The following is a 22,361-nucleotide window of genomic DNA, read 5'->3' as shown; positions in this document are numbered from 1 at the left end:
CTCAGGCTCCGGCAGCGGGGTGGTGGTGCTGTGCCCGGGGGCGTACGAGAGCGGAGAAGAGGCGGGCGAACAAGCTCTGTTCCGGCTGCCCGTAGTAGGTGTGCGCGGCGGTGTCGCGGACCTGGTTGGCGACGATGCCGAGGCAGCGGGCGTCGACCGCCTCGAGGCTGTCGATGGCCTCGAGGACCTGCGGCCGGTGGATCGTGCGGCAGTTGGCGACCACCAGGGCCCCGTCGGTCAGCCGCGACAGGATCGCGCCGTCGGCCACCGGGAGCAGCGGCGGGGAGTCGAGGATGACCACGTCGTAGCGGCTGCGGGCCTCCTCGAGCAGATCGGCCATCCGCGGCGAGCCGATCAGCTGCGCGGGATTGGGCGGGATCTCACCCATGGTGAGCACGTGCAGGTTGGCGTCGCCCCAGACCTGGATGACGTCATCGAGGTCGGCCTTGCCGATCAACACCGTCGTCAGTCCGGCCGCGCCCTCCAGGCCGCAGTAGTCGGCGACCGCCGGACGGCGCATGTCGGCGTCGATGAGCAGCACGCGCTGGCCCTGCTCGGCGATCGCCAGCGCCAGGTTGATCGAGGTCGTCGACTTGCCCTCACCACCGATCGAGGAGGTCACGACCATGGAGCGGACCGGTGAGGAGGCGTCGAGGAACTGCAGGTTGGTCTGCAGTCTCCGGTAGGCCTCGGCGGCGACGTTGTGCGGATCGATGGCCGTCACCGCGCCGCCCGAGCGCCGCTGGCCGCGTCGGCGGGGGATCGCCCCGAGGAGTCCCACGTCGGTGAGCTGCTCGATCTCGGCCGCGGTCCTGACGCGCGTGTCCAGGAGGGCGCGGACCACGGCGATCGCGACGCCGAGGCCGAATCCGGCGGTGAAGCCGACGAGGGCGGCCAGCCGCGTACGTGGGGCGAACGCTTCCTCGGGCGGGTCGGCGCGGGCGACCACGGTCACCTCGACCGCGGCCTTCTTGTTGGAGCTGGGGGAGAGGTTGGTGATCGTCGTGGTGAGCTCGTCGGCGACCGCGTTGGCCAGGTCAGAGGCACCGGTGCTGGTCGTGGCGACCGCGTCGATCTCGATGATCACGGTGTCGAGCGGGTTCTCGGCGGTGATCTCCTCGGCCAGCTTTTTGGAGGTCGTGTCCAGGTCGAGGTCGTAGATGACCTGGTCGAGCACCAGCGGCATCGTCGCGAGCTTCGCGTAGGACTGGACGATGTCCTGGGTGAACGTCGAACCCTGGACCAGCTCCTGGGTCGTCGAGCCGCGCGCGATCGAGACGAAGACCGTGCTCTCCGCCCGGTACTGGGGCGGGCTCGCGTGCGCCTGCGCGAAGGCAGCGCCGGCACCGACGATCGCGAGCACCGCGACGATGTACCAGCGCTTGCGCAGGGCGGCGACGTAGTCGCGCAGGTCCAACGGTCACTCCATCCGATGTCTTGCCAGGCTGATCGCCCGCGGCTCAGCCGCCGTCAGGGCAGGTCCACGAGGCCAGCGGACATCTTCACCCGGTTCCGGGACGGTCGGGCGATGAGCTCGGTCCGTTCCCCCAAATGGGGGATTGATCCGGCGTTGGTTTCTGGGGCCGTACGCCGACTGCGTAATGTCTGTCCGTCACGTTCGGGGGGTTGGCCGCGTGGATCTGCGATGCACGCTCGAGAATCGTCAGGCAACTGTTCGAAGGTAGGCAGGATGGACACCGCGACGATCCTGGTCGTCTGCACCGGGAACGTACGACGATCGCCGGCGATCGAGGCGATGCTCCGCGAGGGCGTCGGTCAGGTCGGTGGGCTCGCCCGGCACGGCATCACGGTGATCTCGGCCGGCAGCGAAGCGCTCGAGGGCCATGACATGGACCCGATGATCGCCTCCGAGGTGGCGCTCGCCGGGACCCGGCTGACCAGGCACCAGGCCTACCGGCTCGACGTCGAGGACATCCAGCGGGCCGACCTGATCATCACCGCCGAACGCTCTCATCGCAGCGAGGTGGCCCGGCTGGTGCCGTCGGCGGTCAAGCGTACGTTCACGATCGTCGAGATCGCCGCGCTCGGCGACCTGCTGGGGCGTGCGGCGCTGGGCGGGCCCACGGGTTCGGAGGCGGATGCGGCCACCCGGCTGCGTACGCTGGTCCGGCTCGCTCCGCTGCAGAAGGCCCGGCGCCGGATCCGTCGACCGGCCGACGACGACCTCCTCGACCTGCGCAAGCGCTCGCCGCGTGAGGCGAGACGGCTGGTGACCGAGGCGCGTGGCCATGTCGAGTCGCTGCTGCGGGTGCTCGAGCCGAGTCTGTCGCTGGTCAACCGGCCACAGCGTCCTCTGCCCACCTTCGCCTCCTCCGACGAACCGACCGAGTCGACCCAGCCGCGTTCCGTGCACTCGGCCCGGTCGGCGGGCTGATCGAGCCGGGTCTGCGGCAGCCGGTGCGGTCGGTGTGGTGCGGTCGGTTTGGGAGCGAGTTAGGTTTGCCTACATGAGTCGTCCCGCGAAGCCTGAGACCGCCCTCGTCGTCACCGCCACCGAGCGTCTCGGCCCGACCATGATCCGGGTGAGCTTCCGCTCCGAGGACCTTGGCGCGTTCTCGTCGAGCATCTTCACCGACCGCTACGTCAAGCTGGTCTTTCCTCCGGAGAGCAGTTCGCAGCAGGACAGCCCCGTCGTGCGCACCTACACCGCACTCAACCCGTCCGTCGAGGCCGGCACCCTGGACATCGACTTCGTCATCCACGGGACGGAGGGCTACGCCGGTCCCTGGGCCGCCGCGGCCAAGCCCGGTGACACCCTCACGGCGCTCGGCCCGGGCGGCGCCTACGCGCCCGACCCGGATGCCGACTGGCACCTGCTCGCCGGCGACGAGACCGCCCTGCCCGCCATCCGCGCCGCCCTGGCCGCGCTGCCGGCCGACGCCCGCGGCTACGCGGTGATCGACGTCCCGGCCCTGGGGCACGAGCAGCCCCTCGACCACCCGGCAGGCGTCGAGGTGACCTGGCTGGTCACCGGCGGCCACACCCACCACGCCGCCGAGGACGCCGAAGGACACGAGCAGCCCCTCGTCACCGCGGTCCGGGAGCTGAAGTGGCTCGACGGCCGCGTCCACGCCTTCGTCCACGGCGAGGCGGCCGTCACCATGCACGGCATCCGCCCCTACCTCCTCAAGGAGCGCGGCGTACCCAAGGCCGACGTCTCCATCTCCGGCTACTGGCGCCGCGGCCGCACCGAGGAGACCTTCCGCGAGTGGAAGCGCGAGCTCGCCGCCGCCGAGTCCGCCTGACCGCCGACTCGGCGCGCCTGGTGGCTTCAGGTGCCGTTCTCGGAGAAGTGCTGATAGTCCTTCAGCGAGCTCCAGCTGCCGCCCCACTCCCAGCCGATGCCGGCGAACGCCTGGACGACCACATCGTCGGCGTGGATCATCCCGGGGGCCGTCCGGGAACGGTCCAGATACCAGCGGGAGAGCTCGGGGATGACGCGGTCACCCTTGACGTACGGGTTCTGAAAGGTGTTGATGTCGACGGCCAGCCCGTAGGCGTGCTGGGAGAACGACGTCTGGCCCACCGACGGGCGGCAGACGAAACCGCCGGTGCCGTTGCCGTCGCCGGTCGGCGGCGCGTTCAGGGCTGCCTTCGTGGTGATGTCCATCTGCTCGATCGGGAACCTCGCCTCGTAGAGCTGCCGGAAGACCCCGACCACGTCTTCGGCCACCCGGGCGTTGATCAGCATCTCGCCGGTGTGACGGGCGCCGTCGAAGCCCCAGAACGTCATCCGCACCCACGCCAGCTCCTGGCGTGAGACCGGGCATCCCGGCTCCCATGTCGAGCGCGCGATGACCTCGTCGGGCGCGATGTCGACCTCGGCCGCGAAACCGTCCCCAGGGAGCATGGGCACCACGTCCGGCAGCGTCCATGCCCGGTTGCGCAGCTCCTTCGGCGTCGGCCCCGCGATCCCGAAGCCCTCGGCATCCTCCTTCAGCACCCGGGTGCCGAGCCAGGGCGGGGGCACCGAACCAGGTTTCGGGATGGCCACAGAAGACGACGGTGCGTCGCTCGGTGAGGGGGTCACGGAGGCGGTCGCTGAGCCGGACGCTGCGCCGGACGCTGCATCGGTCGTCGGCGACGGGCCGGGGTCGGCGCCGGGCTCGGGCGCCCCGCCGCAACCTGCGAGCACGAGGGCGAGGCCGGCCAGCATGGCGGCTCCGGTTCTCGCCGTTCCGTTCAACTCTCTGGTCACCCGTCCGTCGGCCACGCGTTCATCGCGATCGTCGCGAGCGCGCGCAGCTCGTCGCGGCTCGCGCCGTCGATCGCCTGCACCGACATCCCTTGGATCACGGCACCGACGAGGCGTGCGAGCGCGGCGGCATCGGTCTTCGCGGGCAGCTCGCCGGCCTCGACGGCCCGGCGCAGCCGCTGCTCGATCCCGTCGAGCGTCTGCGCGCGCATCCTCGCCGGACGCGTGGCGACGCCCCGTTGCGCGGCTGCGACGCCGAGGGCGGCCGTGGAGATCATGCAGCCCGGCGGGAGTCCGCCTTCGCTGAACCGGTCGGCGGCCTCGAGGAGGAACTCCGCGACGGCCTCGCGCACCGGGCCGTCGGGCCGCAGCACAGCGCCGTGCTCTCTCGCATAGCGGTCCAGGGCCGACTGGTAGAGCGCCTCCTTGGAGCCGAACGCCCCGTAGATGCTCGGTGCCTTGAGCCCGGTCGCCGACTCGAGCGTCGTGACGCTCGTGCCCTCGTAGCCGTGCTCCCAGAATGCCCGCATCGCAGCGTCGAGCACCGCGTCCTCATCGAAGGAGCGTGGGCGGCCGCGGGAGGGCTTGCGCATTTCCATAACGACCCCTACATTATCGCTCAAGAGTTAATTTAGCGACCACTACAAAAATGAGATGAGCTGAAGATGAGCAGGAACGCACTTGTCACCGGGGCCTCGCGCGGGATCGGCCGCGCCATCGCCGTACGTCTGGCTGCCGACGGGATCGGCCTGCTGGGCATCCACTACGGGTCGAACCGCGCCGCCGCCGAGGAGACCGCCAAGCTCGTGGAGGCGGCCGGAGCCCGGTCGGTCCTGATCGAGGCGGACCTGGGTGCCGACGGTGCGCAGGCCGCCGCGGACATCGCCGAGGCCTGGGCCAAGGCGGCGCTGGAGGAGGAGGACGGCTTCGACATCCTGGTCAACAACGCCGGCATCAACGGCAACCAGGAGCTCCACGAGCTCGACCCGGACACCGCCCGTCGTGTGCTCGAGGTCAACCTGATCGCGCCGATGTTCCTGACCCAGGCGCTCGCCCCGCGGCTGCGCGAGGGCGGCCGGGTCATCAACGTCTCGACGGGATACACCCGGGTGGCGGCGCCGACCCACCTGACGTACGCCGCGTCCAAAGCCGGCATCAACAACCTCACCCGCTCGCTGGCGGCCCCGCTCGGGGCGCGCGGGGTCACGGTCAACGCGGTCCTTCCGGGGGTGATCGACACCGACATCAACGCCGACTGGATCAACCTGCCCGGACCGCGGGCGCAGGCGGAGCAGCTGTCGGTCTTCGGCCGGATCGGCGCGGCCGAGGACATCGCCGACGCCGTCGGGTTCCTGGCCTCACCCCAGGCGCGCTGGGTGACCGGCGAGACGATCGACGTGACCGGCGGGTCGGCGCTCTGACCTGCTTGACTTCGAGTGCACTCGAACCGGGACACTCGATGTCATGACGCCCAACGGACTCAGCATCGCCGAGGTGGCCGAGCGGACCGGCCTGACCGCGCACACGCTGCGCTACTACGAGCGGGACGGGCTGATGCTCGGGGTCGGGCGCAACGCGTCCGGCCACCGCGCCTACACCGAGGGCGACCTCGGCTGGATCACGCTCATCACCCGGCTGCGCGCGACCGGGATGCCGATCCGGGAGATCCGTCGCTATGCGGAGCTGGTCCGATCCGGCGAGGGCAACGAGGACGTACGCCTCGAGCTGCTGCGCGCACACCGTGACCGGGTGCGCGCGCAGCTCGAGGAGACGGCCGCTCATCTGGACGCGATCGAGTTCAAGGTCGCCTACTACGCGGCGGCCGTGGGGGAGGCCGATCCGGACGCCGAGCTCCGGGCTACGAGCGCCCAGCAGCGTCGAGCCGACGCCGCTGCTCCTCGCTGAGCTCCAGGTCCACCGCTGCCAGGCTCTCGTCGAGCTGCGCCACCGACGACGCCCCGACCAGCGGGATCACCGGGAGCGAGTCGCCGAGCATCCAGGCGAGCACCACCTGGTTGCGGGTCGCGCCGGTCTCGGCGGCGACCTCGTCGAGCACCCGGAGCCGTGCGGTGGTCCCGGGGTGGTCGTAGGCGGGGTCGAGCGGCTTGGCCGGATTCGTGTAGGCCCCGCTGAGCAACGGCGTGTACGCCACCAGAGTCAGCCCCGGTGTCGCCCGCAGGTAGGCGAGCAGCGAGGCGTCGGCGACCCCGATCTCGCCGTCGACCGAGAGCCGCGGGTCGGGGATGTCGGTGCGCATCCGCAGGTAGGTGTGGTGATACTGCAGCACGCTCGGCCGCGCCGCCTCCGGGTTGACCGCCCGGGCCCGCTCGACCTGCCAGGACCAGTGGTTGCTCAGTCCGAACTGGCCGATGACGCCGTCCTTCACCAGCGCTGCGAAGCCGGCGGCGTACTCCTCCAACGGCACCCCGTTCATGTCCGGCACGTGCGCGTAGTAGAGGTCGAGCCGCTCGACACCGAGACGCTCGCGGGAGCGGTCGGCCTGCTCGCGTACGTTCTCCGGGGCGAGCCCCTCCCAGCGCCGGGTCCGCTGGTTCTCCCAGCCGTTCTCGACCGCTTCGACCACATCCGTGGGCCGCGCGCCGACCTTGGTGGCGATGACGAGCTCCTCGCCGATCGCGCGGTCGCGGCGCCACCGCCCGAGCACGGTCTCGCTCTCGCCGCCCTGGGTGCCGTTCGCCCAGTAGGCGTAGTTGTTGGAGGTGTCGACGAAGGTGCCGCCGGCCTCGACGAAACGGTCGAGGATCGCGTACGACGTCTCGATGTCCGTGTCGGTGCCGAACCGCATCGCGCCGAGCGCGAGCTTGCTGACGCGCCGGGAGCCGGCGCCTGATCCGATGGTCGTGTATCGCATGTCTTCCACGCTCCGGCTTCGCGCGCGCTCGAAGTCAAACGTCTTTACGGGCGTCTCCTAGACTGGTGCCGCACCCCCTGTTCTTTCCGGCCGGGGGCTCTCGTGCATGTCCGTCACTTTGGAGTCACCCGTGATCCTCGCCCCGCTCGCCGATCTCGTCCTGCGCGATGCCGCCCTGAGCGAGGTGATGGCGGAGGCCAAGGGCGGTCGGATGCTGGCGCTCGACGTCACCGGGCCCGAGGCGCTGCGCCCCTTCGTGGTCACCGGTCTCGTACGCCAGGAGCGCATGGTCCTCGCGGTCACCGCCACGTCGCGCGAGGCCGAGGATCTGGTCAACGACCTGACCGACCTGCTCCCGCCCGACTCGGTCGCCTACTACCCGAGCTGGGAGACGCTGCCTCACGAGCGGCTCTCCCCACGGTCGGACACCGTGGGGCGCCGGCTCGCCGTGCTCCGCCGCCTGCGTCACCCCGATGCCGACGGTGCTCACGGTCCGCTGAAGGTCGTCGTCGCCCCGGTCCGCAGCGTGCTCCAGCCGCAGGTGAAGGGCCTCGGCGACCTCGAGCCGGTGGAGCTGATCAAGGGCCAGGAAGCGAGCCTCGACGACATCGTCGTGAAGCTCGCCGATGCGGCCTACGCCCGTGTCGACCTGGTCGAGAAGCGCGGCGAGTTCGCGGTCCGGGGCGGCATCGTGGACGTCTTCCCGCCGACCGAGGAGCACCCCGTACGCGTCGAGTTCTGGGGCGACGAGGTCGACTCGATCCGCCACTTCGCGGTCGCCGACCAGCGCGCCATCCCGGAGGAGCACGGCGGGGCCATCGACCGTCTCTGGGCGCCGCCGTGCCGCGAGCTCCTGCTGACCCCGGAGGTCCGCGACCGGGCGCGACAGCTGGGTGAGGACCACCCCACGCTGATCGAGCTCACCGACAAGATCGCCGCCGGCATCGCCGTCGAGGGCATGGAGTCCCTCGCACCGGCGCTCGTCGACGACATGGAGCTGCTGCTCGACCTGATCCCCGACGACAGCCACATCCTGCTCCTCGACCCCGAGCGGATCCGCAGCCGTGCCCACGACCTGGTCGCCACCGCCGACGAGTTCCTCGGCGCGTCCTGGGCCGCCGCGGCCAGCGGGGGAGTCGCCCCGATCGACCTGTCCGCGGCCTCCTACCGCGACCTCGCCGACGTACGCGCCCACGCCATCTCCCAGGGCAAGCCGTGGTGGTCGGTCAGCCCGTTCGGGTTGGATGACGCCGAGACGGATCTCGCCGACCCGGACGTCGTCGGCGTCCCGGTCCGCAAGATCGACTGGCAGCCCGCGAAGGCCTACCGCGGCGACACCGCCGCGGCGCTGGCCGACATCGAGCGCTGGCGCGACGACAGTTACCGCGTGGTCGTCGTGCAGCCCGCGCACGGCACGGCGCAGCGTACGGTCGAGGCACTGGGGGAGCGGGACATCCCGGCCCGCCTGGCCGAGGGAGACGACGAGACGGCCAAGCCCGTCCACAAGACCGTCACCGTCGTCCATGCCCGCCTCAATCACGGCTTCCTCGACGAGGCCAACCAGCTGGTCGTGCTCACCGGCGAGGACATCTCCGGCCAGAAGTCGTCGACGCGCGACATGGTCAAGATGCCGACGCGACGCAAGAAGCAGATCGACCCGCTCGAGCTGAAGCCGGGAGACTACGTCGTCCACGAGCAGCACGGCGTCGGCCGGTTCATCGAGATGAAGCAGCGCGAGGTGCAGGGTGCGACCCGCGAGTATCTGGTGCTGGAGTACGGCGCCTCCAAGCGGGGCGGCCCGCCCGACCGGCTCTACGTCCCCGCCGACGCCCTCGACCAGGTCACCAGATACGTCGGCGGCGAGCAGCCGAGCATGGACCGCCTCGGCGGCGCGGACTGGCAGAAGCGCAAGGCGCGAGCCCGCAAGGCGGTCCGCGAGATCGCCGCCGAGCTGATCAAGCTCTACGCCGCCCGCCAGGCGACCAAGGGATTCCAGTACGGCCCCGACAACCCCTGGCAGCGCGAGCTCGAGGACGCCTTCCCGTTCCAGGAGACCGCCGACCAGCTCGCCGTCATCGACGAGGTCAAGCAGGACATGATGCGGCCGGTGCCGATGGACCGGCTGGTCTGCGGCGACGTCGGCTACGGCAAGACCGAGATCGCGGTGCGCGCGGCCTTCAAGGCGGTCCAGGACGGCAAGCAGGTCGCCGTCCTGGTGCCGACGACGCTGCTGGTCTCCCAGCACCTGTCGACCTTCATGGAGCGGATGTCGGGCTTCCCGGTCAACGTGCGCGGGCTGTCCCGGTTCCAGACCGACAAGGAGGCGGCCGAGGTCATGACGGGCCTCGCCGACGGCACCATCGACATCGTCGTCGGCACCCACCGGCTGCTCAACAAGGACGTACGCTTCAAGGATCTCGGCCTCATCATCATCGACGAGGAGCAGCGCTTCGGCGTCGAGCACAAGGAGGCGATGAAGCGCCTCCGCACGAGCGTCGACTTCCTGTCGATGTCCGCGACCCCGATCCCACGCACCCTGGAGATGTCGATCACCGGCATCCGGGAGATGTCCACGATCACCACGCCGCCCGAGGAGCGACACCCGGTCCTGACCTACGTCGGTGCCTACGAGGACCGCCAGATCGTCGCCGCGGTGCGCCGTGAGCTGCTCCGCGAGGGCCAGGTCTTCTACATCCACAACCGGGTCAACTCGATCGAGAAGGCGGCCGCCCGGATCCGCGAGCTGGTGCCGGAGGCCCGGGTCGCCGTCGCCCACGGCCAGATGAACGAGAAGCAGCTCGAGCAGGTGATGGTCGACTTCTGGGAGAAGGAGTTCGACGTGCTGGTGTGCACCACGCTGGTCGAGTCGGGGTTGGACGTCTCCAACGCCAACACGATGATCATCGAGCGCGCCGACACCCTCGGTCTGAGCCAGCTCCATCAGCTGCGAGGCCGCGTCGGCCGCTCCCGCGAGCGCGCCTACGCCTACTTCCTCTACCCGGGCGAGAAGCCGCTGACCGAGACCGCCCACGAGCGGCTCGCCACCCTGGCGCAGCACTCCGACCTCGGTGGCGGCATGGCGATCGCGATGAAGGACCTCGAGATCCGGGGTGCCGGCAACCTGCTCGGCGGCGAGCAGTCCGGCCACATCGCCGACGTCGGCTTCGACCTCTACGTACGCCTGGTCGGTGAGGCCGTCGCCGAGTTCAAGGCCGGACCCGACGGTGCCGCCGAGGAGCTCAACGAAGTACGCATCGAGCTCCCCGTGGATGCGCACCTCCCGCACGACTACATCCCCTCCGAGCGGCTCCGGCTGGAGATCTACAAGCGCCTGGCCGAGGTGCGCTCGGACGAGGACGTCGAGTCGGTCGCCGCCGAGCTCCTCGACCGCTACGGCAAGCCGCCCGCGGAGGTGTCGTCCTTGCTTCAGGTGGCGAGGTTCCGCGCCCGTGCCCGCCAGGCCGGCGTCTCCGAGGTCACCCTGGCCGGCAAGAACGTACGCTTCCACCCGGTCACGCTGCCCGACTCCCGGGTCGTCCGGCTCAACCGGATGTATCCGAAGTCGCTGGTCAAGCCGCAGCTGGAGACGATCATGGTCCCGCGCCCGGTCTCCTCGGGATTCCCCGCCAAGCCGCTCGACGGCCCCGAGCTCCTCGACTGGGCCCGGGTGGTCATCGACGCGATCATCGACCCGCTCACCTGACCGGCCTGGTGACTCGGCGTGTTGGGCGGCAGGTGAGGCTCTCGTGAGACCGGCCCGGCTAGCGTCTCCGGCATGGGGACATTCAGCACTGGGCAGACCGTACGCATCACCGGCACGACGATGACGGGCAACGTGGGCACGGTCGTCCATCACGACGAGAAGCGCGGCACCTACCTGGTTCGCATCGACGCGACGACCCAGAACTACTTCACCGCGGCTGAGCTCGAGGAGTTCACGACTTCCTGACTCAGGGTCGCGCTGCGGGTTACATATCCACAAAATGGAGGTTATTATCCATTTTGTGAGAAGTCAGGCCCCGGTGCTCGCGCCTCTGTTCCGGTCGGAGGCGCAGGCGCTGCTGCTCTCGGAGCTGCTGCTCCCGGGGGAGGAGATGAGCATGACCGACCTCGCCGAGCGGGCCGGGCTGCCCTACCCGACCGTCCACCGCGAGGTCGCGCGCCTGCTCGACGCGGGGCTGCTGGCCGACCGCCGGGTCGGCCGGACCCGGCTCGTGAAAGGCAACGAGCAGAGCCCACTGCTCGCGCCGACCCGGGAGATCCTGCTGACCGTCACGGGTCCGGCGGTGCTGCTCCACGAGGCCCTCGACGGCATCGACGGGATCGAGCGAGCCTTCGTCTTCGGGTCGTTCGCGGCCCGCGCGAAGGGGGAGCCGGGGCCCCCGCCGAACGACATCGACCTGATGGTGATCGGCACGCCCGACGTACGCGCCGTCTACGAGGTCTGCCGAGAGATCTCCGACAGCGTCGGACGGATCGTCAATCCGACGATCATGAGTCCCGAGGAGGCCGCGGAGCAGACCGGGTTCCTCGAGGAGGTCCGGGCCAACCCGGTGATCGAGATCGTGGGAGGAGGACCGGATGGCCCTGCCGCTGACACCGGCACAGCAGAAGGCGGTTGACGCACTCGTACGCTCCGGCGCACTGCGGGCGGTGCGACCCGACGAGAGGAAGGCCCGCGCCTTCCTCGGCGGCGCGGAGTCGGCCCTCGCCGACGTACCCAACGTCACCCGGACCGAGAACCGCTACAACCTCGCCTACAAGGCTGCCCACGACGTCGGCGAGGCCATGCTCGCGGCCTACGGCTACAAGACGACGTACGGCGCGGGTGGGCATGTGAAGGTCGGCCGGTTCCTCGCCGCCGTCTTCGACACCCCGCCGCCGCGCGACGCCGCTCTCCACTACGACGTGATGCGCCTGGACCGCAACGCCAACAACTACCTCGGCAAGCCGGTCACCGTCGCCGCGGCCGACGTGGCTGCCGAGGCGGCGCAGACGCTCTACGACGCGGCGGTGAGGCGGCTCACGAGCTGAGCGTCCATACTGCGGCGCCGTTGCTCCGTGACGTACGCCTGCGTCTGGCAGGATCGACGCATGACGATGGAGGCTTTCGGCGAGCAGTCCTTCCCTGAGGAGCCCTTCGGCAACGAGTGGGACACCGAGCCGGGATGGCTCTCCGAGGAGGAGCTGGGTGAGACCCGCGGGCGGGTGCCCATCCTCTACGTGGAGGCGGTCCCGGTGCGTGTCGATCCTGACGGCCGCGTCACCGAGGTCGGGCTGCTGCTGCGCGGCTCACCCACGACCGGCACGATCACCCGGTCGCTGGTCTCCGGTCGTGTGCTGCACGGCGAGCGGATCCGCGACGCGCTGATGCGCAACCTGGAGAAGGACCTCGGCCCGGTGGCCTTCCCGACGCTGCCGCTGACCACGGTGCCGGTCACGGTGGCCGAATACTTCCCGTGGCCCGGCGAGCGCTATCAGGACCCGCGTCAGCACGCGGTCTCGCTGGTCTACGTCATCCCCGTGACCGGCGAGTGCGAGCCCCGCCAGGATGCCCTCGAGCTGTCCTGGATGACGCCCGCCGAAGCCGCCTCCGACGCGGTCGTCGGTGACATGGAGGGCGGTCGGGGCGCGCTGCTGCGGCAGTGCCTGAGCGCGTTCGGGGCGCTGGATTGAGCCCAGCGGACGACGAGGCCAGGACCTACGCCTCGGGGGAGGGGCTCGTCGAGTTCCTCGACCTGATGCGGCTGATGCGCGAGCGGTGCGTGTGGAAGTCGTCGCAGACGCACGCGACCTTGGCGAAGTATCTCCGGGAGGAGTCGCAGGAGGTGCTCGAGGCCATCGAGGAGGGCGACCCGGAGCACCTCAAGGACGAGCTCGGCGACCTGCTTCTCCAGGTCTACTTCCATGCCGCCATCGCCGAGGAGGCGGGTGACTTCACCATGGACGACGTCGTCGCCGGGCTCACCGCCAAGATGAAGAGGCGCAACCCGCACGTCTTCGGCCCCGAGGCCGAGTCGGGTCGCCGCTACACCCTCGACGAGGTCGAGCAGCTCTGGTCGGCGGCCAAGGCCGCCGAGCGTGCCCGCCCCGCCGAGTAGCCACGTACGTCGGGGGCGACGCGTCGCGGAGACCGCGGGATCAGCAGTGCGGCGAGCGCGGCGCCACCGGCGACCACGGCGAGGAACACGAAGCCGTTGATGTAGCCCTGCTCGACGGGGTAGCCCGAGGGGAGGGTCTCGACGGTGACCACCGAGGTCATGACCGCGGAGCCGATGGTGCCGCCGACCGTGCGGATGTTGGCGTTCATGCCAGTGGCCACGCCGGTGTGCTCGGGCGGCACCGCGGCCACGACCGCGTTGGCGAGGTTGGCGAAGACGAGCCCGGTGCCCAGGCCCGAGAGGGCCGAGGCGATGCACATCTGCCACGGCTGGTCGTGGACGAAGGCGACCATGGCGAGCGAGACGGCCGTGATGGCCCCGCCGATGACCAGGATCCGACGCATCCCGACGATCTCGGCCAGCCGTGCGCTGACCAGGCCGCACAGGAACGAGGCCACTGCGGTCGGGAGCATCAGGTAGCCGGCTCCCGTGACGGACGCGCCGAACCCGTAGCCGGCCGACTCCGGTGTCTGGATGAGCTGGGGGATGAAGCCGAAGGAGGCGTACATCGCGATACCGATCAGCAGGGCGACCAGGTTGGCGCTCCACACGCCCCGGCGGCCCATCAGCCGGAGGTCGACCAGGGGCTGCGCACAGGTCCACTCGACGCGTACCCAGGCGATCAGCAGTACGCCGGCGGCACCGAGCAGCCCGATGGTGGCCGGTGCCGTCCAGCCCCACGTCGGTGCCTGGCTGACCCCGAGGAGGAGGGCGACGAGCCACCCGGTGAGCAGTGCGGCCGGGATCAGCGGGAGCGGTTCGCGGGTGAGCACCGGCGACTCGGGTACGAGCCGGAGGGTGCCGATCGCCGCACCGGCCGCGACGAGGGCGGGCAGCAGGAACAGGGCGCGGAAGCCCAAGGTCTCCGCCACCGGGCCGGCCAGCACGATCCCTGCCGCGAAGCCCATCGAGAGCAATGACGACGTGAGCGCGATCGCGCCGGGGACACGGTCCTTGGGCAGCTCGTCACGGAGCACTGCGAAAGCCAAGGGCAGGGTGCCGCCGCCCAGACCCTGCAGCACGCGGGCGGCGATCATGACCTCGATGCTGGGGGCGACGGCAGCGAGGAGGGCGCCGGCGGTGAGGGCGGCCAGGCTCCAGACGTACATCCGGCGCTTGCCGAACGAGTCGCCCATCCGGCCGATGATCGGCGTCGCGACGGATGCCGAGAGCAGGAAGGCGGTGAGGATCCAGGACGCGGTCGCCTGGTCCGTGTTCAGCTCGTCCTGGACCAAGGGCATGGTCGGCACGGAGACCGATTGCAGGAGGGAGTACGAGCACACGCCGATGGCGATGACTGCGAACGTGAGGCGGGGGCGGCTGCGTGGCGTGGTCATCGTGACGAAAGTTTAGCTTGGCTAACTGTGTTGCTTGGCCGGTTGCCGTGTGATCGCGGCCACTCGGTCGGGAGAACGAGGAAGCGCCCATCCCGTGGCGGGATGGGCGCTTCGTACGCTCCTGGTTCAGGCCCACCTGACGGCGGTCTCGGCCGCCACCCGGGGAAGCCGGTCGAACCACGGGTTCTCGCCGGGGTGGCCGATGTTGACGACCATCTTGGTGGTCCAGTTGCCCTCGGGGAAGAACTCCTTGTCGATGCCGACGCCGTCGTAGCCCGCGATCGGGCCCGCGGCCAGGCCGGCGGCACGGACGGCGAGGATGAAGGCGCCGGCCTGCAGGCCCGCCGACCAGCCGCCGGCGCCATGGCGGGCGGTCTCGTCGGCCTCGAAGTAGTCCTTCATCTGGGGCCGGATCGGGAAGACGTGCGGGATCTCCTCGTGCCAGTTGTTGTCGTAGGCGACGATCGCGGTCGCCGGAGCGGCCTTGGTCTTCGCGAAGTTGCCTTCCTCGATGTGGGGAAGGAGACGCTCCTTGCCCTCGGCGGTGCGCACGAACACGATGCGCAGCGGCTGGGTGTTGGCCATCGTCGGCGTCCAGCGGGTGAGCTCCCAGATGTCGGCGAGCTCGTCGTCGGTGACGGGGGTGTCGGCGAACGTGTTGGACGTGCGGGCGCCGGTGAAGACGATCTCGCGGCCGCGGCTGTCCAGCTTCTCGAGGGTGATGGTGTCGAGGGCAGTGGTCTCGGTCATGTTGCTCTGAACTCCGGTGTTGCTAGGGATATTCCGGTTACTTCGAAAATAGTAGTTCCTCGGGTTTCGGGTTGCTCCTGTACCCTGGGGGCATGCCCGCGACGACGCCCACACACGATCCGAAGGTGTGCAACGCAGCGCTCGTGCGGGCCTTCGACTTCCTCGGCAAGCGCTGGAACGGGGTGATCCTCGGCAGCCTGACCCAGGGACCGCTGGGTTTCGCCGAGCTCAAGCGTGCGGTCGTGGGCATCAGCGACTCGATGCTCTCCGAGCGGCTCAGCGAGCTCGCCGGCCTCGGCCTGCTCGCCCGCGAGGTCGACCCCGGGCCGCCGGTCGCGGTCCGTTACGCGCTCACCGGCTCCGGCGCCGCGCTCGCGCCGACCCTCGGTGCGCTCACCGAGTGGGCGGGCACCCACCTGCCGGCCGGGGACTGCCCCGAGGACTGATCGGTCCACGAACCGCGACGGCCCGCCACCGAGCGGTGACGGGCCGTTGTGACGGTCTCTCTCAGCGCTTGAACGCCTTGCCGAGGTCGAGGAAGACCGTCTCCCCGGTGGCGTCGTCGAGGCCGTCGTTGTCGGTCACCGCGTAGGCGTGGCCGTCGGCGCCGACCGCGAACCCCTCGAGCTTCTCCTGGGTCCACCCGTTGGTCTTCCGCAGCGCGGGCAGCAGGTCGTAGGCCAGGCGCTTGCGCAGCGGAGCGACGGCGCGCAGCCCGGTGGTGCCGTGGCGGGGCACGTCGACCGTGTAGACCCGCTTGATCGCCGCCGTGGTGCCGTTCTGCTTGTCACGCTCGATCACGGCGAGGGTGTCCTCGTCGACGGCGGTGATCTCGGAGAGCCCGATCCAGTCGCCGGCCGCCGAGGTCGGCTCGAGGCCGTAGCCGAACCACTCCCAGGTGCCCGTGGCCGGGGTGTAGCGACCGATCCGGGCGGTGCTCGCGCCGTCGACACCGGGCTTCTTCGCCGTCGAGTCGGCCCACAGCGGGCGCTGGAGCGCGACGTACACCTGCTCGTGGCGGCCGTGTCCGGTCACCGTCACGCCTTCGAGGCCCCACTTGCCGACCTTCTCGGCGATCTCCGCGGGCAGCGGAACCGTCTCGGCGATCCGGCCGCCACGGTCGAGTCGGAGCAACGTGTTGCCGGTGCCCGTCGCGCCCTCGTTCGCGATCCAGAAGCCGCCGCCACGACGGGCCGCCAGGCCCTCGACGTCGAGATTCGCGGCGACCTCGCCGGAGGAGTCGGTGACCTCGAGGACATCACGGATCACCGCAGGCGACCGGCGGACATCCACCGTGTAGATGCGGCCCGTGGCGTAGGCGGCGTCGCTGGCGGCGTAGAGCTTCCCGGGCTCGCCGGGCACCTTCGAGAGCGCACCCAGCGCGCCCCAGCCGATCGGCTTGCCGTCCCGGGAGGCCGACTCGATCGTCGGGAAGGACGACGACTGCTTCCGCCCGAAACCGTAGAGCGAGACCGAGGCTCGCACCAGGTCCTCGGCGGAGTCCTCCTCCGAGGAGATCGCCAGCAGGTTGCGCGACGGGATCGGCAGCAACCCCTCGGGTCCGTTGGTCGCCGGCAGCACCTGGGTGAACCTCGGGGACGACGGCGTACGCATGTCGTAGACGGCCACGAAGTTGCTGCGCTCCGAGCCGACGAAGGCGTAGGGCACGCCGCCGAAGGTGTCGAAGGCCAGACCCTCGGGCTCGGCACCCTTCTTGGCGGCGCGGTCGTCGTTGTGCAGGCCGTACTTCGTGGCGAGGTCCTCGAAGCTGGATCCGGCGTCCCAGACGACCTCGCCGGTCGCGGCACGGAAGACCGTCCAGCCGCGGGTGCCGCCCTTCCAGTCACCCTCGTTCGCCGTCGCGACCAGGCCGGGCCCGACCCACTGGATCGCGTCGGGCTCGCGCGGCGCGTCGATGGTGTCGACCGGGTCGAAGCGCCCGTCCTTGCTCGCGTCGATGCCTTCGACGACCGCGTTCCCGGCGCTCCATGCCGTCTCGACGGTCGCGGACGGCAGGTCGATGATCGCGACGCCGTTGTTCTCCTGCAGGGTCAGCGCGAGCTGGTTGTCGGCGTTGATGTCGACGTACTCCGGCTCGGCGTCCTCCGGCGTGTCCAGCCCCCGCAGCACCGATGCGGGCAGCGCCACGTCGGTGATCGACCATGCCTCCGGTGCGCCGTCGAGGTCGACGACCTTGACCGAGCCGGCAGGCGCCTGGGGCAGGTCGCCCTCCTCGCCGTCGGCAGGGGTGGCGGCCTCGTTGCGCTGGTTCTCCATCGCGATCGCGGCGTACCTCCCGTCCGGGCTGACCGCGATCGAGTCCGGCTGGCCGCCGAGATCGTACGAGGCCACCTCCTCGTGCGGCGCGGCCAGCGAGATCACGTCGATCCGCCCGGCACGGGTGCCGACGGCAGGCTCCTCGTCCTCCCACGCGGTGTCCTCGAGGCCTGGGTAGGTCGACTCGTCGACGACGACGAGCGCATGGTCGCCCACGATCGAGACCGAGGTCGGCGAGCCGCCCTTGCCGCCGGAGACGTCGTGGCTGCCCAGCCCCTCGGGAGCGGAGGGGTCGGTGATGTCCAGGAAGCCGATCCGGCCGCCGGCCGCGTCGGTGTACGCCAGTGTCTTCCCGTCCTGGGAGACCGCCGAGATCTCGGCGACGGTCGCGTCGGCCGGGTCGATCCCGGCCGGCACGTTCTGGAAGACCGGATACGTCGCGAGCCGGCTGAACTCGCCGTGCCGGCCGGGTCCCGCGGCGGCGGTGTCACCGAGGACGGTCACCATCGAGACGCCCAGGCCCCCGATGGCCAGGACGCCGATACCGGCCAGCGTGAGTCGGTTGTGCAGGAGTTGCATGTCGGGGTTCCTCTCGGAAATCAGTTACCGGGACGAACGATCTCGGTGACACTCCGCACCGAGGCGTCGCGTACGTTGCCGTCGGCCGACTCCCCGATGAACACCAGGTGGGCCTCCCTCGTCACACCCCTACTGTCCGGTTAACGTTCCAATCGCCAGGCCCATCCGGCCGGGTAATAGGCTGACGGACATCACCCCGTCCTTGACCCAGGAGTAGTTCAGTGGCTTCGATCGACGCCGTAGGCGCCCGCGAGATCCTCGATTCGCGAGGCAACCCGACCGTTGAAGTTGAGGTCGTCCTCGACGACGGCACCTTTGCCCGAGCCCAGGTGCCCAGCGGCGCCTCGACCGGAGCCTTCGAGGCCGTCGAGCTGCGCGACGGTGGCGAGCGCTACGCCGGCAAGGGCGTGCAGAACGCCGTCACCGCCGTCGTGGAGACGCTCGCCCCCGCGATCGAGGGTTTCGACGCCGACGACCAGCGCGCCATCGACCAGGCGATGATCGAGGCGGACGGCACGCCCAACAAGGCCAAGGCGGGCGCCAACGCCATCCTCGGCGTCTCGCTCGCCGTCGCGAAGGCGGCGGCGGACTCGGCCGGCCTGTCCCTGTTCCGCTACGTCGGTGGCCCCAACGCTCACGTGCTCCCGGTGCCGATGCTCAACATCCTCAACGGCGGCTCCCACGCGGACTCCAACGTGGACATCCAGGAGTTCATGATCGCGCCGATCGGCGCGCCGACCTTCGCCGAGGCGCTGCGCATGGGCGCCGAGGTCTACCACGCGCTCAAGTCCGTGCTGAAGGAGAAGGGCCTGGCCACCGGTCTCGGTGACGAGGGTGGCTTCGCGCCCAACCTGGAGTCCAACCGTGCCGCCCTCGACCTGATCGCCGAGGCGATCGGCAAGGCCGGCTACGAGCTCGGCAAGGACGTCGTCCTCGCGCTCGACGTGGCCGCCTCGGAGTTCTATCAGGACGGGGCGTACCTCTTCGAGGGCGCCAAGAAGACCGCCCAGGAGATGACCGCCTACTACGAGGAGCTCGTCGCGGCCTACCCGATCGTCTCCATCGAGGACCCCCTCGACGAGGAGGACTGGGACGGCTGGAAGGCGATCACCGACGCGATCGGCGACAAGACCCAGCTCGTCGGCGACGACCTGTTCGTCACCAACGTCGAGCGTCTCGCCCGCGGCATCGAGGGCGGTCAGGGCAACGCGCTGCTGGTCAAGGTCAACCAGATCGGCACGCTGACCGAGACCCTCGACGCGGTCGACATGGCTCACCGCGCCGGCTTCAAGACGATGATGTCCCACCGCTCCGGTGAGACCGAGGACACCACCATCGCCGACCTCGCCGTCGCGGTCGGCTCCGGCCAGATCAAGACCGGCGCCCCGGCCCGCTCGGAGCGCGTCGCGAAATACAACCAGCTCCTCCGCATCGAGGATGAGCTCGGCGAGGCCGCCCGCTACGCCGGCGCCTCCGCCTTCCCGCGCTACCAGGCCTGAGACAGGCGGCCCTCGGCAGGCCCTGAAACGAGCTGTGGCCCGGTCTTCCGACCGGGCCACAGCTCGTTCGCGCAGGTCTACTTCATCGCGTCGGTGACGCACTTCTGGATGTCGTCCGAGAGGCCCTCGATGACGTCCTCGTCCTGCTCCTCGCGGGTGTTGTCCTTGCCCTCCATGAGGTTCGCGAGCGCCTCGTCGGAGATGTCGGAGTCGACGAGGGTCTTGGCGATGCAGTCCACGGCCGGCTCCGGGACGCTGCTGGGGAGCTTGAGCACCTCGGCGGCCTTCCCGCCCTTCAGCGACTCGGACAGCTCGTCCGCGGTCGGTCGATCCGCGCCGCCGCACGCGCTCAGCGCCAGCGCGCACACGGCCGGGACGACGATGACACGTGCCAGTCGTCGGGTGTTGAACTTCATGATGGATCCCCTCGCACAATTCGCTTGATCTTCGGAACGGTTCCCAGATCCCCGAGAAGCAGGGCACGCGTGAACAGCGTGGCTGTCGGCCACACCTGCCGGTGCCTCGCGGAGGCTGCTCGTCACGTTTTACCTTATGGCGGCGCGATCCGGGTCGGACTCGGCGCGGCTCGGCGGGACAGATGCACCGAGTCGCTGGTCTCGGATGGGAGGATGAGCCTCGTGGCAACGCAGGGACCGGGACAGCAGAGTCAGAGCAAGCGCGTCCGACGACCCCGTGCCCCGCAGGGGCCGGGACGAGGACCGCGCGCCCCTCTCCCGGTCCGGCAGGCGTCGAGCGGTGGCATCGAGGCGCTGCGCAAGCGGCTGCGCCGGCCCAAGCTCACCGGCCGGGCGATGATGATCATCGTGGTCGCCGCGGTGATGGTGATCTCCTACGCCTCCTCGCTCCGTGCCTACATCCAGCAGCGCAACGACATCAACGCCCTGCAGACCGAGATCGCCGAGCGCAAGGAGCACATCAAGCTGCTCGAGGAGCAGACTCGTCGCTGGGAGGACCCCGCCTACGTCCAGCAGCAGGCCCGGGAACGGTTCGGCTACGTGATGCCGGGCGAGACCGCCTACGTCGCCCTCGACGAGAACGGCGAGCGGATCCAGACCGAGCCGGAGCTCACCGACCCCGGCAAGGTGGGCAGTGCCGAGCAGCCGAAGGCGTGGTGGGACGATGCGTGGGGTTCCGTGCTGCTGGCCGGTGACCCGCCGGAGCAGACTGGAGACGGGCCGGAGTCGGAGATCGACCCGCCCAAGCAGAAGAAAGACTGAAGACATGGCCATCGATCCCAAGGACGTGTCCGCGATCACGGCGCAGCTGGGACGCGAGCCACGGGGGATCCACGAGGTCGGGCACCGCTGCCCGTGCTCGCTGCCCGATGTGGTGACCACCGAGCCGCGACTGCCCAACGGCACCCCGTTCCCCACGACCTTCTACCTCACCTGCCCGCGGGCCGCCTCGAAGATCGGCACCCTCGAGGGCACCCACGTGATGAAGGACATGGAGGCGCGGCTGGCCGAGGACGAGGAGCTCGCCGCCGCCTACGCCAAGGCTCACGAGGCCTACCTCGAGGCTCGCTACGAGCTCGGTGACCCTCCCGAGATCCACGGCATCTCCGCAGGTGGGATGCCGAACCGGGTCAAGTGCCTGCACGTCCTCGCCGGTCAGGCGCTGGCCCAGGGACCGGGCGTGAACCCGCTCGGCGACGAGGTGCTCGAGCGCCTCGGCGAGTGGTGGAAGTCCGGACCCTGCGTGGATCTGGAGCTCGAGGACGAGGAGCAGTGACTCGTGTTGCTGCGATCGACTGCGGCACCAACACCATCAAGCTCCTGATCGCGACCGTCACCGCCGACGGCCTGACCGAGGACGTACGCGAGGCACGCATGGTCCGCCTCGGCCAAGGTGTCGACCGCACCGGCGTGCTCGCCGAGGAGGCCCTCGAGCGGGCCTTCGGTGCCATCGATGAGTTCGCGGCGCTGATCCGCGAGCACGGCGTCGAGAAGGTGCGCTTCGTCGCCACCTCGGCGACCCGCGACGCCGCCAACGCGTCGACCTTCACCGACGGCGTACGCGCTCGGCTGGGGGTGGCTCCCGAGGTCGTCACCGGGGCCGAGGAGGCGGCGCTCTCCTTCGGCGGCGCCGTCCGCAACCTGCGCGGCACCCCGACGCTCCCACTGTTGGTGATCGACATCGGGGGCGGCTCGACCGAGCTGATCCTGGGCGACGGCCCCATGCCGACCAGCAGCCACTCGATGGACATCGGTTCCGTACGGCTCCACGAGCGCCATCTGCGCTCCGACCCGCCCACGCAGGATGAGATCGAGGCCTGCGTACGCGACATCGACGCGCACCTCGATGCCTGCCCCGTCGATCCGGCGGCCGCCGGTTCCGTGGTCGTGGTCGGCGGCACCGCGGTCCAGCTGACCATGGGGCTGCTCGAGCTGACCGCGTACGACCGCACCGCCACCGACCACGCCGAGTTCACCCCGGACGAGGTCGACGGGCTCCTCGAGCGGCTGCTCGCGATGACCGTCGCGGAGAGGCTCGCTCTGGCGTGGATGCATCCGGGGCGAGCTGACGTGATCGCGGCCGGTGGACTGATCCTCAGCCGGATCCTGAAGCGGTCGGATGTCGAATCTCTTCTGGTCTCCGAGTCGGACATCCTCGACGGAATCGCCTGGTCCGTTAGAGACTAGGCATGTC

Annotated in this window: 23 protein-coding genes; 15 read left to right on the top strand and 8 right to left on the bottom strand. The window is 70.2% G+C overall.

Features of this window, described 5'->3' with window-relative positions:
• Position 1: 1 nt before the first annotated feature.
• A complete protein-coding gene (locus WBG06_RS18760; RefSeq protein WP_336738472.1) occupies positions 2-1,417 on the bottom strand; it encodes a polysaccharide biosynthesis tyrosine autokinase in 1,416 nt (471 codons plus the stop codon).
• 273 nt (positions 1,418-1,690) lie between these two features.
• Between WBG06_RS18760 and WBG06_RS18755 the strand changes: the two genes are divergently transcribed.
• On the top strand, positions 1,691-2,395 hold the full coding sequence (locus WBG06_RS18755) for an arsenate reductase/protein-tyrosine-phosphatase family protein (RefSeq protein WP_336738471.1): 705 nt from the start codon (positions 1,691-1,693) through the stop codon (positions 2,393-2,395).
• Positions 2,396-2,468: 73 nt separating this feature from the next.
• Positions 2,469-3,266, top strand: coding sequence for a siderophore-interacting protein (locus WBG06_RS18750; RefSeq protein WP_336738470.1), 798 nt, complete (start codon positions 2,469-2,471; stop codon positions 3,264-3,266).
• 26 nt (positions 3,267-3,292) lie between these two features.
• Here WBG06_RS18750 and WBG06_RS18745 read toward each other — a convergent pair whose 3' ends face one another.
• Together WBG06_RS18745 and WBG06_RS18740 are read right to left on the bottom strand one after the other, a co-directional pair.
• Positions 3,293-3,991 carry a M15 family metallopeptidase gene (locus tag WBG06_RS18745; protein ID WP_336738469.1) on the bottom strand — a complete coding sequence of 233 codons (699 nt, stop codon included), beginning with the start codon at positions 3,989-3,991 and terminating at the stop codon, positions 3,293-3,295.
• Between the two features lie 224 nt (positions 3,992-4,215).
• Positions 4,216-4,809 carry a TetR/AcrR family transcriptional regulator gene (locus WBG06_RS18740; RefSeq protein WP_336738468.1) on the bottom strand — a complete coding sequence of 198 codons (594 nt, stop codon included), beginning with the start codon at positions 4,807-4,809 and terminating at the stop codon, positions 4,216-4,218.
• Between the two features lie 72 nt (positions 4,810-4,881).
• On the opposite strand from WBG06_RS18740, the gene WBG06_RS18735 reads away from it, so the two are divergent.
• Both WBG06_RS18735 and WBG06_RS18730 read left to right on the top strand, forming a co-directional pair.
• The gene (locus tag WBG06_RS18735; RefSeq protein ID WP_336738467.1) at positions 4,882-5,637 is read left to right on the top strand and encodes an SDR family NAD(P)-dependent oxidoreductase; all 756 of its coding nucleotides are present in this window, start codon (positions 4,882-4,884) and stop codon (positions 5,635-5,637) included.
• Positions 5,638-5,680: 43 nt separating this feature from the next.
• On the top strand, positions 5,681-6,121 hold the full coding sequence (locus WBG06_RS18730) for a MerR family transcriptional regulator (RefSeq protein WP_336738466.1): 441 nt from the start codon (positions 5,681-5,683) through the stop codon (positions 6,119-6,121).
• Here WBG06_RS18730 and WBG06_RS18725 read toward each other — a convergent pair.
• Entirely contained in the window at positions 6,075-7,088 is a 1,014-nt protein-coding gene (locus tag WBG06_RS18725) for an aldo/keto reductase (protein WP_336738465.1), read from the bottom strand. The two genes, WBG06_RS18730 and WBG06_RS18725, sit on opposite strands and share 47 nt — an antisense overlap.
• Positions 7,089-7,194: 106 nt before the next feature.
• On the opposite strand from WBG06_RS18725, the gene mfd reads away from it, so the two are divergent.
• The 6 genes from mfd (at position 7,195) to WBG06_RS18695 (ending at position 13,189) form a co-directional block, all read left to right on the top strand.
• On the top strand, positions 7,195-10,791 hold the full coding sequence (gene mfd, locus WBG06_RS18720) for a transcription-repair coupling factor (RefSeq protein ID WP_336738464.1): 3,597 nt from the start codon (positions 7,195-7,197) through the stop codon (positions 10,789-10,791).
• Positions 10,792-10,863: 72 nt separating this feature from the next.
• Positions 10,864-11,037 (top strand): hypothetical protein, encoded by a 174-nt coding sequence (locus WBG06_RS18715; protein ID WP_336738463.1) that lies wholly within the window; start codon positions 10,864-10,866, stop codon positions 11,035-11,037.
• A gap of 55 nt (positions 11,038-11,092) precedes the next feature.
• The gene (locus WBG06_RS18710) at positions 11,093-11,710 is read left to right on the top strand and encodes a MarR family transcriptional regulator (protein WP_336738462.1); all 618 of its coding nucleotides are present in this window, start codon (positions 11,093-11,095) and stop codon (positions 11,708-11,710) included.
• Entirely contained in the window at positions 11,670-12,122 is a 453-nt protein-coding gene (locus WBG06_RS18705; protein ID WP_336738461.1) for a hypothetical protein, read from the top strand. Before WBG06_RS18710 ends, WBG06_RS18705 begins: the two co-directional genes overlap by 41 nt.
• A 60-nt stretch (positions 12,123-12,182) precedes the next feature.
• Positions 12,183-12,764 carry an NUDIX hydrolase family protein gene (locus tag WBG06_RS18700; protein WP_141803230.1) on the top strand — a complete coding sequence of 194 codons (582 nt, stop codon included), beginning with the start codon at positions 12,183-12,185 and terminating at the stop codon, positions 12,762-12,764.
• A complete protein-coding gene (locus tag WBG06_RS18695) occupies positions 12,761-13,189 on the top strand; it encodes a MazG nucleotide pyrophosphohydrolase domain-containing protein (RefSeq protein WP_336738460.1) in 429 nt (142 codons plus the stop codon). Before WBG06_RS18700 ends, WBG06_RS18695 begins: the two co-directional genes overlap by 4 nt.
• On the opposite strand, the gene WBG06_RS18690 is transcribed toward WBG06_RS18695, so the two are convergent.
• A complete protein-coding gene (locus WBG06_RS18690; RefSeq protein WP_336738459.1) occupies positions 13,117-14,586 on the bottom strand; it encodes an MFS transporter in 1,470 nt (489 codons plus the stop codon). The genes WBG06_RS18695 and WBG06_RS18690 overlap by 73 nt on opposite strands.
• Before the next feature lie 126 nt (positions 14,587-14,712).
• Positions 14,713-15,336, bottom strand: coding sequence for a malonic semialdehyde reductase (locus WBG06_RS18685; RefSeq protein WP_336738458.1), 624 nt, complete (start codon positions 15,334-15,336; stop codon positions 14,713-14,715).
• A 92-nt stretch (positions 15,337-15,428) separates the two neighbouring features.
• On the opposite strand from WBG06_RS18685, the gene WBG06_RS18680 reads away from it, so the two are divergent.
• Positions 15,429-15,782: a winged helix-turn-helix transcriptional regulator gene (locus WBG06_RS18680; protein ID WP_336738457.1), complete on the top strand. Its 354-nt coding sequence runs from the start codon at positions 15,429-15,431 to the stop codon at positions 15,780-15,782.
• A 61-nt stretch (positions 15,783-15,843) separates the two neighbouring features.
• Here the strand turns inward: WBG06_RS18680 and WBG06_RS18675 are convergent, their stop codons facing one another.
• Positions 15,844-18,192 (bottom strand): esterase-like activity of phytase family protein, encoded by a 2,349-nt coding sequence (locus tag WBG06_RS18675; protein WP_336738456.1) that lies wholly within the window; start codon positions 18,190-18,192, stop codon positions 15,844-15,846.
• Between the two features lie 221 nt (positions 18,193-18,413).
• Here WBG06_RS18675 and eno point away from each other — a divergent pair, with 221 nt between their 5' ends.
• Positions 18,414-19,691: a phosphopyruvate hydratase gene (eno, locus tag WBG06_RS18670; RefSeq protein ID WP_336738455.1), complete on the top strand. Its 1,278-nt coding sequence runs from the start codon at positions 18,414-18,416 to the stop codon at positions 19,689-19,691.
• A gap of 77 nt (positions 19,692-19,768) precedes the next feature.
• Here the strand turns inward: eno and WBG06_RS18665 are convergent, their stop codons facing one another.
• Positions 19,769-20,107, bottom strand: coding sequence for a hypothetical protein (locus tag WBG06_RS18665; protein WP_336738454.1), 339 nt, complete (start codon positions 20,105-20,107; stop codon positions 19,769-19,771).
• Positions 20,108-20,329: 222 nt separating this feature from the next.
• Between WBG06_RS18665 and WBG06_RS18660 the strand changes: the two genes are divergently transcribed.
• Genes WBG06_RS18660 through WBG06_RS18650 form a run of 3 tightly spaced genes read left to right on the top strand, consistent with a single transcriptional unit; the run spans position 20,330 to position 22,354 of the window.
• Positions 20,330-20,929 (top strand): FtsB family cell division protein, encoded by a 600-nt coding sequence (locus tag WBG06_RS18660; RefSeq protein ID WP_336738453.1) that lies wholly within the window; start codon positions 20,330-20,332, stop codon positions 20,927-20,929.
• Positions 20,930-20,933: 4 nt separating this feature from the next.
• Complete coding sequence (locus tag WBG06_RS18655) at positions 20,934-21,443, top strand: DUF501 domain-containing protein (RefSeq protein ID WP_336738452.1); 510 nt, start codon at positions 20,934-20,936, stop codon at positions 21,441-21,443.
• Positions 21,440-22,354: a Ppx/GppA phosphatase family protein gene (locus tag WBG06_RS18650; RefSeq protein ID WP_336738451.1), complete on the top strand. Its 915-nt coding sequence runs from the start codon at positions 21,440-21,442 to the stop codon at positions 22,352-22,354. The genes WBG06_RS18655 and WBG06_RS18650 overlap by 4 nt, the downstream gene beginning before the upstream one ends.
• Positions 22,355-22,361 lie beyond the last annotated feature (7 nt).

The organism is Nocardioides sp. CCNWLW239 (assembly GCF_037137035.1).
GTDB lineage: Bacteria > Actinomycetota > Actinomycetes > Propionibacteriales > Nocardioidaceae > Nocardioides.
Note: the sequence above shows the minus strand (reverse complement) of the source record. Positions and strands in the feature narration are given on the sequence as shown.